Raw genomic sequence first — 15,015 nt, 5'->3', positions numbered from 1 at the left:
ACATGAGGCGATCGGCTTTTGCGATGGCGACGACGCTGTTGCTAGCGGGGACGGCGGTATCGGCGGCGGCTCCCGAGGGCGCGGCGACCGACGCGGCAACGGTTCACCCAGACCTGTGGCCGCCGGCAAAAAGCCCCGCGGCGATCACCGATGCGGCGACCGAGGCGCGGATCGACGCGCTGCTCGCGCGGATGACGATCGAGCAAAAGGTCGGTCAGCTGATTCAGGCCGACATCAGCACCATCACGCCCAAGGATCTCGAAACCTATCCGCTCGGCTCGATCCTCGCGGGGGGCAACAGCGGCCCCTATGGCAACGAAAGATCGAGCGCCGCCGACTGGGCGAAGCTGGTCGGCGAATTTCGCGCCGCGTCGCTGGAGCCGCAGGCGAACGGCGTCGCCATTCCGATCATTTTTGGCGTCGACGCGGTGCACGGACACAACAATGTCCCCGGTGCGACGCTGTTTCCGCACAATATCGGGCTGGGCGCGGCGCACGATCCGGAGCTGATCCAGCGCATCGGGGCGGTCACGGCCGCCGAGATCGCGGGAAGCGGCATCGAATGGACCTTTGCGCCGACGCTCGCGGTGCCGCAGGATCTGCGCTGGGGCCGCAGCTATGAAGGCTATTCGTCCGATCCGAAGCTCGTTGCCGCCTATGCGCGCGCGATGGTGCTGGGACTACAGGGTCCGCTCGCAGTCGCGCGCCCGGTCGGGGCGAACCATGTCGCGGCGACAGCGAAACATTATCTTGCCGACGGCGGCACGTTCGAGGGCAAGGACCAGGGCGATGCGAAGATCGGCGAGGACGAGCTGATCGCCAAGCATGCACAGGGCTATCCCGCCGCGATCGATGCCGGCGCGCTGACCGTGATGGCGAGTTTTTCGAGCTGGAACGGGGTCAAGAACCACGGCAACAAGGGACTGCTTACCGACGCGCTGAAAGGCAAGATGGGGTTCGAGGGTTTCGTCGTCGGCGACTGGAACGGACATGGACAGGTCGCGGGGTGCAGCGTGACCGACTGCGCGCAGGCGGTGAATGCGGGGCTGGACATGTATATGGCGCCCGACAGCTGGAAGGGGCTTTACGAAAGCACGGTGCGCGAGGCGAGGGACGGCACGATATCCGCCGAACGGCTCGACGATGCGGTGCGCCGTATCTTGCGGGTCAAATACAAGCTCGGCCTGTTCGACGTCGATCATGTCGACCGCGGCAATACCGCAGCAGTCGGCGCGGCCGAGCATCTCGACATCGCACGCGAAGCCGTTTCCAAATCGCTGGTATTACTGAAAAATGAAGGCAGTGCCCTTCCGATCAGGCCCGGCGCGAAATTGCTGGTCGCCGGGCCGGGGGCCGACAATATGGCGATGCAGTCGGGCGGCTGGACGATCAGCTGGCAAGGGACCGACGTGACCCACGCCGACTTCCCCAACGGCCAGACGATCTGGGAAGGTTTGAAGCAGGCCGTAGAGGCGGCGGGAGGCCGCGCGGCCCTGTCGGCCGACGGCAGCTTCACCGAACGGCCCGATGTGGCGATCGTCGTGTTCGGCGAAGAGCCCTATGCCGAGTTCCAGGGCGATGTGCCGACGCTCGATTACCAGCCGGCCGAGGCGAAGGACCTGGCAACGCTGAAAAAGCTGAAGGCCGCGGGCATTCCCGTCGTCGCCCTGTTCCTGTCGGGACGACCGATGTTCACCAGCCCTGAAATCAACGCCGCCGACGCGTTCGTCGCGGCGTGGCTGCCGGGGTCGCAGGGGGCGGGCGTCGCCGACGTGCTGGTCGCCCGAACCGATGGCCACAGCAAGCGCGGCTTCACCGGGACGCTCCCCTTCGCCTGGCCCGCCGACGCCCGTTCGCCGGTCGAAAAGCCGCTGTTCGAGGTCGGCTATGGCCTGACCTATGGGTCGGCGCGCCGCATCCCGAAATTGTCCGAGGACCCGGGCGTCGACGTCGCCGCGATGATGAATGTCGAGAATTTCTTCTCGGGCGGGCGAGCCCGTGCGCCCTGGACGCTGTCCATCGCCGACGCGGGCGGCTCGCGGCAGGTCGAATCGACGCCGCTCGACAGCAGCTACGGCCTGCTCCAGACGCGGTCGGTCGATGTCCAGGCGCAGGAAGATGGCAAGTCGTTCGTCTGGACGGGCCCTGCGACGGTCAACCTGTCGGGCCCGGTCGCCGACCTGACCCGCCAGCTCAACAACAGTTTCGCGCTGCGGCTGGACTGGCGGATCGATGCAAAGGGCGGCGCGCCGGTGACGCTGGCGTTCGGCGGCGTGGCGGTGAATATCGATGCGTTGCTGGCGTCGGCGCCCGAAGGGCAGGTCGGCACGATCAAGGTTCCGCTGCGCTGCTTTGCCGACGGCGGCGCCAATGTACAGCGCGTCGACTATCCGGTGTCGTTGACCGCCGACAAGGGGTTCGCCGCGACCCTGTTGGCCGCGAAGGTTGAGGCTGTCGGCGAGAATCTGTCCTGCCCGGCGAAGGTCGAATAGGCGAACGCAGCCCGCTCGCCGCGGTTCGGGGTTGCGCGCCGGGAGTGCGGGCGGCAAGACTTTCGGGATGAGACGAGAGATGCGCCGGTGATCGGCTCCGCAGAGGATCGCGAGCGCGCACGCGCGTTCGCCGGGGTCGAGTTGGGCGGTACGAAATGTATCTGCACGCTTGCCGCCGGCCCCGGCGATATCCGCGACCAGCGGACGATCGCCACGACTGCGCCGTCGGAGACGCTGCCCGCCATCCACGCGGTGCTTGAGGAATGGTCCGCAGGTCCGGGCTTCGGCGGCCTGGGCGTCGCGGCCTTCGGTCCATTGCAGATCGATCCGCGCGCCAGGGGCTATGGGCGTGTCGGCGCCACGAACAAGGCCGACTGGGAAGGCGCGGACCTGCTCGGCCCGATGCGCGCCTTTGGCGTACCGATCGGCTTCGATACCGACGTCAACGGCGCGGCGCTCGCGGAAATTCGCTGGGGCAGCGGGCGCGGGCTCGACGATTTCGCCTATGTCACCGTCGGCACCGGCGTCGGCGTCGGCCTGATCGTCCACGGACGCCCGACCCGCGGCTTGGGTCATAGCGAGATCGGCCATATACGCGTCCCGCGCCTGTCCGGCGATGACGCGGCGAGCGTGTGCCGCTTTCACGACGATTGCGTCGAGGGGCTGGCCTCGGGCACCGCGATCAAGGCGCGCATCGGCGCGCGCCAGTGGTCCGATGTGGCGGCCGACGATCCGGTTTGGGAACCGGTGGTCCACAGCCTGGCGGTCATGCTCCACGCGCTGGCGGTCACCGCCGGGCCGATGCGCGTTGCGATGGGCGGCGGAGTGCTCGCCGGGCAACCGCACCTGCTGCCGCGGATCAATTCGGCGCTCCGGGCGAGCCTGGCGGGTTACATGCCGTTGCCGAGCGATGGCGATTATGTCGTCTCGCCCGAACTCGGACCGCTTGCCGGGCCGCTGGGCGCAATCGCGTTGGCGATGGACGCGACAGCGGCGGCGACCGGACCCGGCTAGCGGGCGGCTTCGAGCGCGCGGAGCGGTCCCTTGGTTTCGCACATCGCCTGATACGCCTCCAGGATGTCCGCGACGAGCGACATGGCAAGTGTCGCGGGATCGCGAGTCGAGGGAATCAGCCCCACGGGTGCGCGCAGCGATGCAAGCGCCGCTGCGCCGACGCCCGCCGCGCGCAGCATGTCGAGCCGCGCTTCGTGCGACCGGCGGCTGCCCACCGCGCCGAGATAGAAGCAAGGCAGATCGAGCGCTGCGGGAAGCAACGCCTCTTCCCAGTCGCGATCATGGAACAGGAACACGAGGGCGGTCCACGCATCGGTCGGCAGGCGCGGCGGGGCCGAACGGGTCGCCAGGTGGCCGGCGTCGATTCCCCATCCGGCGAGCGCCTCGACATCGTGCGCGATCGGAGAAAAAGCGCGCGTTCCGGCGCCGAAGAACTGAGCCAGGCGCGCGGTTGCCATCAGGTCTTCGCCCTGGCCGACCAGCGTAATGCGCGGGCGGGGCGCGTAGGGGAGGCAGAAATCGTCCCCCCGCCATCCGGGGCCGCCGGGGATCGCAACGGCTTCCGCGCCCCGAGCGGTCAGCAGCAGCGCCGATTGCCGCCGCGCATCGAGCCGGGTCGCAACCTCGCGAACCGCCGAGACATCGCCAAGCGGCGTGAAGAGCAGGTCGATGCCGCCCCCGCACGGCAGGCGGATGTCGAGGTAGGGTGATCCCCTGCCGAAGCGGACGAGTCTTGCCGTGCCCTCTGCCAACGCCTTTCGCGCCTCGGCGACGACCGCGGCTTCGATACATCCGCCCGAGAAGGAACCGAGATAGCGTCCGTCGGCGGCAACCGCCATCTGGGCCCCGATGGCGCGCGGCGACGACCCTTCGATTCCGGTCAGCGTGACCAGGGCGACGGCGACCCCTTCGTCCGCCCGCGCTGTAGCGAAGGCCAGAATGTCGCCGGGAAAACTTGCCAAGGGCGCTATCATGCGGCCACTCTGCCGATCGCCGATCGCGGCATGGGGAAAGGACGAGCCATGATCGACGCCGACGAAATCGCGGTTATCCTGCTCGCGGCGGGCCGGTCGCAGCGGTTCGGCGAAATCGACAAGCTCTCGGTGCCGCTCGGCGGACGCCCGCTTGCCCTCCATGCGGCCGAGCGCGCGGTGGAGCTTGGCGCCGGCCGGCGGATCGCGGTGTGCAGCGGACAAGGGCCGGTTGCCGTGGACCTGGCGCGCCGCGGGTTCGACGTCGCGATCAATCCGCACCCGGAGCGCGGTCTCGCAAGCTCGTTGGCTATCGGTATCGGGCGGGCGGCGGAAAGCGACGCGCGGGCCGTGCTCGTCCTGCTGGCCGACATGCCTTTCGTCGGGACGGCGCATTTGCGCGCGTTGCTGGACCGCTTCGATGCGAAGCGGGCGCCTGTGGTCGCATCGTCGCGTGCGGGTGTCCCGATGCCGCCCGCCCTGTTCGGCCGCGCGCATTTCGCCGCGTTGCTGGCGAGCGGCGACGAGGGGGGCCGCGCGCTGATCCGGTCCGCGGCGCTTATTGCCGCCGAGCCCGATGAACTGGCCGATATCGACAGGCCCGCGGACCTGCCCTGAATACGGGTCACCGTCATGCAATCTCGGGCAAGTCGCCGAGCAGCTTGTCCAGCGTGACCGGATAGTCGCGCACACGCACCCCGGTCGCATTGTAGACCGCGTTGGCGACCGCCGCCGCAACCCCGCAGATGCCGAGTTCGCCAACGCCCTTCGCCTTCATCGGCGACGTCGTCGGATCGGTTTCGTCGAGGAAGATCACCTCCTGATGCGGAATGTCGGCGTGGACCGGCACTTCATACCCCGCAAGATCGTGGTTGACGAAGAAACCGAACCTTTTGTCGACCGCGAGCTCCTCCATCAGCGCCGCGCCCGCGCCCATCGTCATCGCGCCGATAACCTGGCTGCGCGCCGATTTGGGATTCAGGATGCGCCCGGCGGCGCAGACGGCGAGCATACGGCGGATGCGGATCTCGCCGGTCGCGGCGTCGACCGCGACCTCGCAGAAATGCGCGCCGAAGGTCGATTGCTGATATGTGTCGGCAAGGTCGCCATATTCCATCTTGTCCTCGGCGACGAGGCCGGCATCGCCCGCCGCTTCGCCGAGCGGTACGCGGCGGTCGCCGGAACGGATTTCGCCGTCGACGAACTCGGCGTCGGCCGCGTTGAGGCCGAGCTTTGCGGCCACGGCTTCGCGCAGCTTGGCACATGCGGCATAGACGCCCGCGGTCGAACTGTTCGCACCCCATTGGCCACCCGAGCCCGCCGAGACGGGGAAGCTGGAATCGCCGAGTTTGACGACGACCTTGTCCAGCGGCACTCCCATCATTTCGGCGGCGGTCTGCGCGATGATCGTGTAGCTGCCGGTGCCGATATCGGTCATGTCGGTTTCGACCGTCACCACGCCCGCCTTGTCGAGACGCACCCGCGCCGCCGAGGTTTCGTTGATGTTGTTGCGGAACGCCGCGGCGACACCCAGGCCGGTAAGCCAGCGCCCCTGGCGCGTCATGGCGGGCTGTGCACTGCGCTTCGCCCAGCCGAACTTGTCGGCCCCGGTCCTGAGGCATTCGTTGAGCTGGCGCTGCGAAAAGGGCCGGTCGGGCTTTTCGGGGTCGACCTGTGTGTCGTTGAGAATGCGAAAGTCGACCGGGTCCATGCCCAGCTTCTCGGCCATCTCGTCGATCGCGATCTCCAGCGCCATCAAACCCGGGGCCTCGCCCGGCGCGCGCATAGCATTGCCTTCGGGCAGGTCGAGCACCGCGAGCCGCATCCTGGTCATCCGGTTAGGGCCGGCATAAAGGAGGCGCGTCTGTCCCACCGCGGTTTCGGGGCCGCCGCCCGGCAGGTCGCCCGACCAGCTTTCGTGACCGATCGCGGTAATCCTGCCGTCCTTGGTCGCGCCGAGGCGAATGCGCTGAATGGTCGCGGGGCGGTGCGTCGTGTTGTTTGCGATGAAGGGGCGGGGCAGCGCGATCTTCACCGGTCGCCGCGCCGCTTTCGCGCCGAGCGCCGCCAGCACCGCATCGGCGCGGATGAACAGCTTGCCGCCGAAACCGCCGCCTATATAGGGCGAGACGAGGCGGATATTCTCTTTGGGAATGCCGAGCGTCTTCGCCATGTCGCCGACCGACCAGGCGACCATCTGGTTCGCGGTCCACAGGGTCAGCTTGTCGCCCTCCCACGCCGCGATCGAGGCGTGCGGCTCCATCATCGCGTGGCTGTGGTCGGGTGTCGAGTAGCGCGCATCGAGCGTCACCGGCGCCGAGGCGAAGGCCGTGTCGAAATCGCCGACCGCGGTATCCGGGACGGTCCCGAACGCAGGTTTGGGCGCGGTCGCCGCGTCCATCGCGGCAGCGAGGTCGAAGGCGCCCTTGCCGCGGGCATAGTCGGCGCGGACAAGCGCCGCGGCGGCGCGCGCCTGTTCGAACGTCTCGGCAACGACGAGCGCTATCGCCTGGTGATAATGTTCGATATCGGGTCCGCCGAGCAGCTTTGCGGTGTTGAAGTCGCCCTTTCCGAGCTGGCCGGCATTGGCCGCCGTGACGATGGCAAGGACACCGGGCGCCGCTTCGGCGTCGGCGATGTCGACCGACACGAGCCGCCCCTTGGCGATCGCCGATCCGACGATGAAGCCATAGGCCGCGTTGGCGGGAATATCCTGGTGCTCATAGGCATAGGGGGCGGTGCCCGTGGTCTTGAGCGGGCCGTCGATGCGGTTCGTCGGCTTGCCGATCACCCTGAGCTGGTCGATCGGATTGGTCGTTGCGGGCGTTTCGAACTTCATGGCTCACCCCTTCGCTTCGGCCAGCACCCCGGCGAGCGTTCGCTCGACCAGCGGCAGCTTGTAGGCGTTGTCGTGACTGGGCTTCGCGCCCGCGAGCAGGCCGCTTGCCACGGCTTTGGCACCGCGCGGCAGCTCGGCCTCTGCGGCTTCGACGCGCCAGGGCTTGTGAGCGACGCCGCCGAGCGCGACGCGTCCGCTTCCATCCTCTTGCACCACGGCCGCGACCGAGACGAGGGCGAAGGCATAGGAGGCGCGGTCGCGGACCTTGTGATAGATATGCGTTCCGCCGATCGGTTTCGGCAGCGTCACCGCGGTGATCAACTCGCCCGGCTGGAGCGCGGTTTCGATGTGCGGGGTGGTCCCGGGCGCAGGGTAGAAGTCGGCGATCGGGATCGCGCGTGACGTGCCGGCCGGGCCGACCGTTTCGACGCTGGCATCGAGCGCGCGCATCGCCACCGCCATGTCGCTGGGATGCGTCGCGATGCACGCATCGCTGGCGCCGAGCACGGCAAGCGTGCGGCTCACCCCGCCGATGGCCGCGCAGCCGCTTCCCGGTCGGCGTTTGTTGCACGGCTGGTTGGTGTCATAGAAATAGGGGCAGCGCGTGCGCTGGAGCAGGTTGCCGGCGGTGGTCGCCTTGTTGCGGAGCTGGCCCGACGCGCCGGCAACGAGCGCGCGGGTGAGCAGGCCGTAATCGCGGCGCACGCGCTGGTTGGCGGCCAGGTCGGTATTGCGCACCATTGCGCCGATGCGCAGGCCGCCGTCTTTCGTGGGCTCGATCGTGTCGAGCGCGAGGCGGCTGACGTCGATCAGGTGCGCGGGGGTTTCGATCTGCAGCTTCATCAGGTCGAGCAGGTTGGTCCCTCCCGCGATGAAGCGCGCGCCCGGGGCCTTGGCAAAGGCCGCGGTTGCGTCGGCGGGCGTCGCCGCGCGTTCGTAGGTAAAGGCCTTCATGCCTTCCTCCCCGCAACCTCGGTGATCGCCTCCAATATGTTCGAATAGGCGCCGCAGCGGCAGATATTGCCGCTCATCCGCTCGCGGATTTCCATGTTCGACGCCTCGGCAGGGGCCATCAGGTCGCCGGTCACATGGCTGGGAATCCCCGCTTCGATCTCGTCGAGCACCGCCACCGCCGAACAGATTTGTCCCGGGGTGCAATAGCCGCATTGATAGCCATCGTGGACGATGAAGGCCTGTTGCATCGGGTGAAGGTCGTCCGGGGTGCCGAGCCCCTCGATCGTCGTGATATCGTCGCCGTCGTGCATCACCGCGAGCGACAGGCAGCTGTTGATCCGCCGTCCATCCGCGATCACCGTGCAGGCGCCGCACTGGCCGTGATCGCAGCCCTTCTTGGTCCCCGTGAGCCCGAGATGATCGCGCAGCGCGTCGAGCAGGGTCGTGCGGGTATCGAGGTCGAGCTCGTGCGTGGTGCCGTTGACGGTCAGCGCGAAGCTGGCGTTCGACGGGGCGGGCTGCGTGGCGGCGACCTTTGCCCGCGCGGCAGGGATCGCGCCGACCGCGGCCGACGCGGCACCGGTTGCCAGCATACCGCGTCGCGACAATTCAAAATCTCCTGATGCCTGCATCGCCCGCTCCGATCATGATTGGCCTCGCCCGCACGGCGCGTGCGGTCTGGGCAGGGGTAGGACGCCCGTCTCGGTCGCCCCCGAAATATCCGGAATGCAGTCGGGACGATATCATTGGAACGGGCGCATCGCCAGCCCTTCGACATCCGGTCCGCGCGGTGCCGTCCGAAAGGTGGTTTCAGCCTAACAACCGCTGTCGGCGCGGCGGGTTCCGCAGAACGCGAACGCCGCGGGAAGGTACGGGCGAGGCGTCACCGGTCGGCGTCGTTCCAGCCGCCGCCCAGCGCGAGAAAAATCGATATCTGGTCGTCGACAAGCGTACCGTCCGCCGCCGCAAGCGCAGCTTCGGCTTCGGCGAGACCGGCTTGGGCATCGAGCAGGTCGAGGAAGTCGGAACGGCCGAACCGGAACAGCCGGGCCGCCTGCTCCGACGCGGTTGCGGCGCTGTCGCGAGCCTTTTCCAGCGCCAGGCTTCGCGCGCGATCGTGCGTGTAGGTGGTGAGCGCGGTTTCGGTTTCGCGCAGCGCTTGCAGCACCGTCGCATCGAAGGTCGCGGCGTCGGCTTCGGCCTGCGCGCCCGCTGCGGCGATCCTGGCTTTCACGACCGGACGATTGGGGAAGGACCAGCTGAGCAGCGGGCCGAGACCGAATGACAGGCTGTCGCCCGACCCGATCGATTTGAACGGCCCCGACAGTCCGAGCGATCCGCCGATGCTGACTTGCGGATAAAGGTCCGCGGTCTCCACGCCGATCAGGGCGGTATCCGATGCCAGCCTCCGTTCGGCGGCGCGGATGTCCGGACGTCGCCGGAGCAGCGCGGCGCCGTCGCCGGTCGGCAAAGGCACGGTCAGCGTCGGGATGTCGGTGCAGTCGGCGACATCGCGGGGATAGTCGGCCGGCGCGTCGCCCATCAGTGTTGCGATCAGGAACAGGTTGGCCTGCCGTCGTGCCTCGAACACGGGGAGCGAGGCATCGATCCGGTCGACCGCCGCCTGCGCGCGGGTCACGTCGAATGCGGTGCCGCGTCCGCCGCGCTGGAGCCGCCGGGTCGCGTCCAGCGTCTTGCGCTGTAGCGCCGCGACCGCACGGTTGGTCGCGAGGCCGTGATTGGCCGAGCACACCCCGGCGTAAGCGCGCGTGACCGCGGCGGCGACGGTGACGCGCAGGTCGTCGCGCGCCGCGCGCACCGCCTCCTCATTGGCGCGCGACGCCTCGATCGCGCGCGCGACCTTGCCCGACAGGTCGAGCGGCAGGCCCGCGCCGATCCCGACATCATAGCCGAGGATTCCGGGCAGGCTGTACCCCGTCGATGCCGGCCGGCTGAGGTCGGCGCCGCCGCTGACGCTGGTCGACAGCGTCCGTCCTGCGGCGGTTTGCGCGGTCAGCGCCGCGGCGCGGCGAAGGTTCGCGTCGGCCGCGCGCAGGTCGGCGTTGGCGGCCAGTGCCCGCTCGACCAGCCGGTCGAGCCTGGGATCGTCATAGAGGCGCCACCAGCGATCGGGGAGGGGGGCCTGCGAAATGGCGGTTCCCGTCGCGGCGCTGAACGGGCGTGCGGCGGCGGCCGACGTGGCGACCGCGGTTTCGGGCACGCGATAGTCGGGGCCTGCCACCGTACAGGCGGACAGCGCGAACGGCAGCGTCAGCAGGGCGGCGGGCCGCATCATCGTGCCTCGCCCGCCCGACGGGCCTGCGCCGGGGCGGCGGGCTGGTCGATGGTTACGGTCGCGGTCCGCCCGGCGATCAGTCGGATATCGCGTGGCGGATGGTCGAGCCGGACCCGCACCGGGATACGCTGCGCGAGACGCACCCAGCTGAAGGTCGCATCGACGCTGGGCAGCAAATTGCCCGAATTGCTGCGCGTCGTGTCGTTGATGCCCGCCGCGATGCTCTCGACATGCCCGTGAAGCGGCCGGCTCTCTCCCATCAAGCGGACCGTCACCGGCGCGCCGATGCGGATCTTCGGCAGCTTGGTTTCTTCGAAATATCCCTCGATGCGCAGGCTGTCGGTATCGAGCAGCGCCAGCGCCTGTTGCCCCGCCGCGACATAATCGCCGGGGTGGAGGTCGAGATTGGTGACGACGCCGTTGACCGAGGCACGGACGTCCGTCCGCCTGAGATTCAGCATCGCGCCCTCGCGTGCGGCGCGCGCTTGTTGCAGCGCGGCTTCGCCGGTCTGGACGCGGGCGAGATTCTGTTCGTGGGTTTCGCGCGCCACCAGGTCGCCCAGCGCGACGTCGCGTGCCGCTTCGCGCCGCGCCTGTGCCAGCGTCGCTCGGGCGCTCGCGATCGCGGCATCGGCCTGGTCGACCGCCAGCTTGTAGCGCGGCCGGTCGATCACGAACAAGAGGTCGCCCGCTTTCACCGCCTGGTTGTCGCGCACTTCCACCTCGGTGATCAGGCCGCCGATATCGGGGGTGACGCGCACGACATCGGCGCGCACGCGACCGTCGCGCGTCCACGGGCTGCGTTCATAATGGCGCCACATCGCGATGGCGACGACGAGGGCAAGCAGGACGATGACGATCGTCGCGGCGCTGCGCGACAGGGGGGCGAGCCATTGTTTCATGGATGAAATCCGAACCAGGTAGCGAGAAGGGACAGGGCGCCGAAAATCAGGACGAAGATTGCGAGATCGACGAGCGCCCGATAGGCGATGAAGCGATAAAAGCCGGCGAGCGCGAGCAGCCGTGTCGCGAGTCCGCTGAGCGCCAGCGCCGCGATGAACAGCAGCAGGAGCGTCGGCACGAACACGCCGCCGAGCGAAACTTCCCCGGTCATGCGGCGACTGCCTTATAGGGTGGGGCATCGGGAAACAGATTGCGCCTCAGGCTGACCAGCGCAAGCACGCCGGTGCGGCGCCCCATCGCCGATGGGGCGGTGACGAGCCGGGCGATCGCACCGTCGATCCGCGCCAGCATGGCGGGCTGAGGCATCGGGGGGGCGTCGGGGTTCATCGCGGCATAATAGGCGCCGATGTCCTGGAGCACCGGGGTGATGACCGTGCGCTCGCGCGGAAGATCGAGGCGCAACTGGCGCAACTCGCCGATCACGATGCCCGTGCGCAGGTCGCGCAGGGCATCGTAAAGCGGTTGTCCGGGATCGTCGCCGCGCGCGGCGAGCCTTGGCACCAGCAGGCCGATCCGGTCGAGCATGCGGCTGATCCATGCGCGCACATTGGGCGCGCTGTCGAGCGTTGCGCGGGTCGCAATGTCGGTCCAGCCGGCTTTCAACGTGCGGCGGATCGCGCCGTCGAGGCCCGCCGACTGGAGCAGGCGCGTCATCACGATCGCCAGCAGCACGCCCATCAGCATCGCAATATTCTCGTTCACGAAAGCGGTGAAATTGCCTTCATAGCTCGCCGAGAGCAGGATCGGGCTTGCCAGCCCGAGCATCGAGGCCAGCGCGATCGTCGCATAGCGCGGCGACGCCATCATCGCGCCGCCGAGCAGAAGCCCCGGCGCGAGTGCCGCGGCCAGCATCGGAAAGCCGTCGAGGCGCGGCAGGATAGCGAATCCGTATACCGTGCCCAGCCCGATCGCGATCACCGTGCCGATCAGGAAGAGGCGCAGCGGCGCAATGGGGTCGTCGGCCGACGAGAAGAGGGCGAGAAAGACCCCCGCGAGCATCACAGCGACAGCGCCATTCTGCCACCCGCTGCCAATCCACAGCGCGCAGCCGACGATCACCGTCAGCGCGGCGCCGAACGCGGAGCGCAGCGCGCCGCCGTGGTCGCGGTGCAGCGGCCGGTCCTGGCGCGCCGCGAGAAGTTCGGCAACGTGCGGCGAGACCGGGCGTATCGTCGGACTTTCCATCTGGTCGCGCAGGTCGCGGCAATCGCCATGCGCCGCGATCAACGCGGACAGGCGAGCGAGCAGGCTGAGCCGAAGCGCGTTGGTCCAGCCCATGCCTTCGACCGCGTCGGGTTCGAGCGCCGCCGCGCGGGCGCGCAGATATTCCAGCCGGTCGCGGCGATCGGCGCGGTCCGCGCCGGGGTCGGCCAGCCAGTCGCGGCAATCTGCGATCAGCGCCGCCACATCGGACGGAAGACCGCCGCTCTGGCGCTGCAATTCCGCGATGCGATCCTCGACCGCGACGGTGAGCGGGAGGATCAGCGAAAGCTGGTCCTGCAGGGCGCGAACCGTGCGCACGCGAGGAGCCACGCGCGCAGTCTCGAACGGCAGGTGAATCGAAAGCTGGTGCATTTCGGTGATATCGAGGACGAGACGCCGCCGCTCGGCATCGAGGCCGGGCACCGGCTGGCCCGAGATCGAATCGCGCGACCAGCGCTCGGCATCGCCCAGCGTCGCATCGACCCGGCGCAGCAGCATGTCGGTGACCGACCCGGGAAACAGGACGCCGTGAACCAGGCTACCGCACATGATGCCCAGCGTGATTTCCTGAACCCGGGCTATCGCCTGGTCGAAGATCGCGCCGGGAACCCCGACGCTCGGCAGGCCGATGATGCACGCGCTGTACCCCGCGAGCACGAACATATAGGCGCGGGGGGTGCGGTCGAGGAGCGAGATATAGACGCACAGCGCCAGCCAGAGCGCGATAGCGAGCGACAGAAGTTCGGGCGCATTGACCAGATTGGGGACCAGGATCAGCGCCGCCGCCGCGCCCAGGATCGTCCCGATCACCCGGAAGACCGCCTTGGACAGCACCGCTCCGGCGATCGGCTGCGCAATGATGAAGGAGGTCGTGACCGCCCAATAGGGACGCGGCAGGCCGATCGAGAGCGCAACGTAGAGCGCCAGCATCGCGGCAATATAGCATTTGACCGCGAACAGCGCCGCCGGGCCGCCAAAGCGTTCCATCGCCGTCACAGGATTCGCTCGCGCAGCCGGGCGTCGATCAGGTCGAACACGCGCACCATCGTTTCGAGTTCGGCATCGTCGACATCTTGCAGGACCTGTTCGCGCAGTCCGGCGAGCACCGACTCGATTTCGGCGACGAGGCCATGTCCTTGCGGCGTGATACGCATGATATTGGCGCGGGCATCGTTCGGATTGGGCGAGCGTTCGATCAGCCCGCCGCGTTCGAGTTGTGCAAGGGTGCGGACCAGCGTCGCTTCGCGAATGCCGATCGCGCGGGCCAGGTCCGACTGGCGCGCGTCTTCGCCAAGGCGGTCGAGGTAGACGAGACACCATCCAGTCGAATTGGAGACGCCGAGCCGCGCCAGCGCCTGATCGCCCAGCGTTTGCCAACGCCGCGAGAGCCCGACCAGTTTCTGGGCGAGGCTGCGTTCCCATTCGTTTCGACTCATATTTGTTAGTTAGCACGCTAACAAAAAAATGCAAGGGTCTGCCGACAGGCGATTCCCGGCTTTCGCCGGGGATCGCCTTGCTCCCTGGCATTGGCGGCGCAAGCACCGAACGGATGTCGAGTCAGGATAGCGCGATCATGCGCTGCAGGTCGGTTTGTCGGCGTACCCCGGTCTTGTCGAAGATCCGCTGGAGGTGCGTGCGTGCAGTTGTCCGCGCGACGCCGAGACGGCACGCGGCGTCCTTGAGTTCGAGCCCTTCGACCAGACAATCGAGCAACCGGTTCTCGGCCGGGGTCAGGCCGAAGCATCGCGCCGCGCGTTCGGTCCGCTCGCCCGTTGCGGATGCGCGCGCGAGGATGAGGAAGTTCGGCGCGGGCAGGCCGTCGCCCATGCGGATTACGTCGGCTTCGAACGCCCCGTCCGCGAGCGAGAGCGGCGCCATCCCGGCCCGCCGGGCTGCGGCGATCGCGCGTTCGATCCGTATGACGTCGCGCTGGCACGCCGCCGCGAGACGGCCGAAGCTGCGCTCGATAGCCGCCGAGGCGTCGAGCGCCGCATTCGCCGCGCGGTTGGCGTCGAGCAGACGGCGCGCGCCATCGACCAGAATGATCACCGGTTCGGCCGCGCTGTCGTCGTCATCGGGTCGTGCCGGTGCGGCGCCGGCGATCATTGAGCGAAAATGGGTCATGACTTTCTCCCCTTTGCGGTTGGCAAGGGGCAAGACAGGAAGCGCGCGAGAATCCGGCCAGCGGCGGGGTAATATTTTTCGCTCTCCTGCAAAGCTATGACGCGCGCCGCCGCAGAACGCGCCAACGGGCCGATCAGGTGCGCGGTTGCAGGAGACGAT

General features: G+C 68.4%; 13 protein-coding genes. 3 read left to right on the top strand and 10 right to left on the bottom strand.

Annotated elements, in window-relative coordinates; all coding sequences use genetic code 11:
- Positions 1 to 2: 2 nt before the first annotated feature.
- Positions 3 to 2,492, top strand: a complete 2,490-nt coding sequence (locus AC58D2_RS16680) for a glycoside hydrolase family 3 protein (protein WP_497392165.1) — start codon at positions 3 to 5, stop codon at positions 2,490 to 2,492.
- 87 nt (positions 2,493 to 2,579) lie between these two features.
- The gene (locus tag AC58D2_RS16675) at positions 2,580 to 3,506 is read left to right on the top strand and encodes an ROK family protein (RefSeq protein ID WP_497392164.1); all 927 of its coding nucleotides are present in this window, start codon (positions 2,580 to 2,582) and stop codon (positions 3,504 to 3,506) included.
- Here the strand turns inward: AC58D2_RS16675 and AC58D2_RS16670 are convergent.
- Entirely contained in the window at positions 3,503 to 4,468 is a 966-nt protein-coding gene (locus AC58D2_RS16670) for an XdhC family protein (RefSeq protein ID WP_497392163.1), read from the bottom strand. The two genes, AC58D2_RS16675 and AC58D2_RS16670, sit on opposite strands and share 4 nt — an antisense overlap.
- Before the next feature lie 60 nt (positions 4,469 to 4,528).
- Between AC58D2_RS16670 and AC58D2_RS16665 the strand changes: the two genes are divergently transcribed.
- On the top strand, positions 4,529 to 5,095 hold the full coding sequence (locus tag AC58D2_RS16665; RefSeq protein ID WP_497392161.1) for a nucleotidyltransferase family protein: 567 nt from the start codon (positions 4,529 to 4,531) through the stop codon (positions 5,093 to 5,095).
- A gap of 13 nt (positions 5,096 to 5,108) precedes the next feature.
- Here the strand turns inward: AC58D2_RS16665 and paoC are convergent, their stop codons facing one another.
- The 9 genes from paoC to AC58D2_RS16620 all read right to left on the bottom strand — a co-directional run bounded on the left by paoC (position 5,109) and on the right by AC58D2_RS16620 (position 14,856).
- Complete coding sequence (gene paoC / locus AC58D2_RS16660; RefSeq protein ID WP_497392159.1) at positions 5,109 to 7,316, bottom strand: aldehyde oxidoreductase molybdenum-binding subunit PaoC; 2,208 nt, start codon at positions 7,314 to 7,316, stop codon at positions 5,109 to 5,111.
- A gap of 3 nt (positions 7,317 to 7,319) precedes the next feature.
- Positions 7,320 to 8,270, bottom strand: coding sequence for an FAD binding domain-containing protein (locus AC58D2_RS16655; protein WP_497392157.1), 951 nt, complete (start codon positions 8,268 to 8,270; stop codon positions 7,320 to 7,322).
- Positions 8,267 to 8,902: an aldehyde dehydrogenase iron-sulfur subunit PaoA gene (gene paoA, locus AC58D2_RS16650; protein WP_497392155.1), complete on the bottom strand. Its 636-nt coding sequence runs from the start codon at positions 8,900 to 8,902 to the stop codon at positions 8,267 to 8,269. The genes AC58D2_RS16655 and paoA overlap by 4 nt, the downstream gene beginning before the upstream one ends.
- Before the next feature lie 251 nt (positions 8,903 to 9,153).
- Positions 9,154 to 10,566, bottom strand: coding sequence for a TolC family protein (locus AC58D2_RS16645; protein WP_497392153.1), 1,413 nt, complete (start codon positions 10,564 to 10,566; stop codon positions 9,154 to 9,156).
- Positions 10,563 to 11,468 (bottom strand): efflux RND transporter periplasmic adaptor subunit, encoded by a 906-nt coding sequence (locus AC58D2_RS16640; protein ID WP_497392151.1) that lies wholly within the window; start codon positions 11,466 to 11,468, stop codon positions 10,563 to 10,565. Before AC58D2_RS16640 ends, AC58D2_RS16645 begins: the two co-directional genes overlap by 4 nt.
- Positions 11,465 to 11,680, bottom strand: a complete 216-nt coding sequence (locus tag AC58D2_RS16635) for a DUF1656 domain-containing protein (protein ID WP_497392149.1) — start codon at positions 11,678 to 11,680, stop codon at positions 11,465 to 11,467. Before AC58D2_RS16635 ends, AC58D2_RS16640 begins: the two co-directional genes overlap by 4 nt.
- On the bottom strand, positions 11,677 to 13,719 hold the full coding sequence (locus AC58D2_RS16630; RefSeq protein ID WP_497392242.1) for an FUSC family protein: 2,043 nt from the start codon (positions 13,717 to 13,719) through the stop codon (positions 11,677 to 11,679). Before AC58D2_RS16630 ends, AC58D2_RS16635 begins: the two co-directional genes overlap by 4 nt.
- Before the next feature lie 5 nt (positions 13,720 to 13,724).
- The gene (locus AC58D2_RS16625; protein WP_497392147.1) at positions 13,725 to 14,168 is read right to left on the bottom strand and encodes a MarR family winged helix-turn-helix transcriptional regulator; all 444 of its coding nucleotides are present in this window, start codon (positions 14,166 to 14,168) and stop codon (positions 13,725 to 13,727) included.
- Positions 14,169 to 14,289: 121 nt separating this feature from the next.
- Positions 14,290 to 14,856: a helix-turn-helix transcriptional regulator gene (locus tag AC58D2_RS16620; protein ID WP_497392146.1), complete on the bottom strand. Its 567-nt coding sequence runs from the start codon at positions 14,854 to 14,856 to the stop codon at positions 14,290 to 14,292.
- Positions 14,857 to 15,015 lie beyond the last annotated feature (159 nt).

The organism is Sphingopyxis sp. CR5, assembly GCF_059693785.1.
The sequence above is the reverse complement of the archived record's forward strand: the minus strand, read 5'-3'. Positions and strand labels throughout refer to the sequence as shown.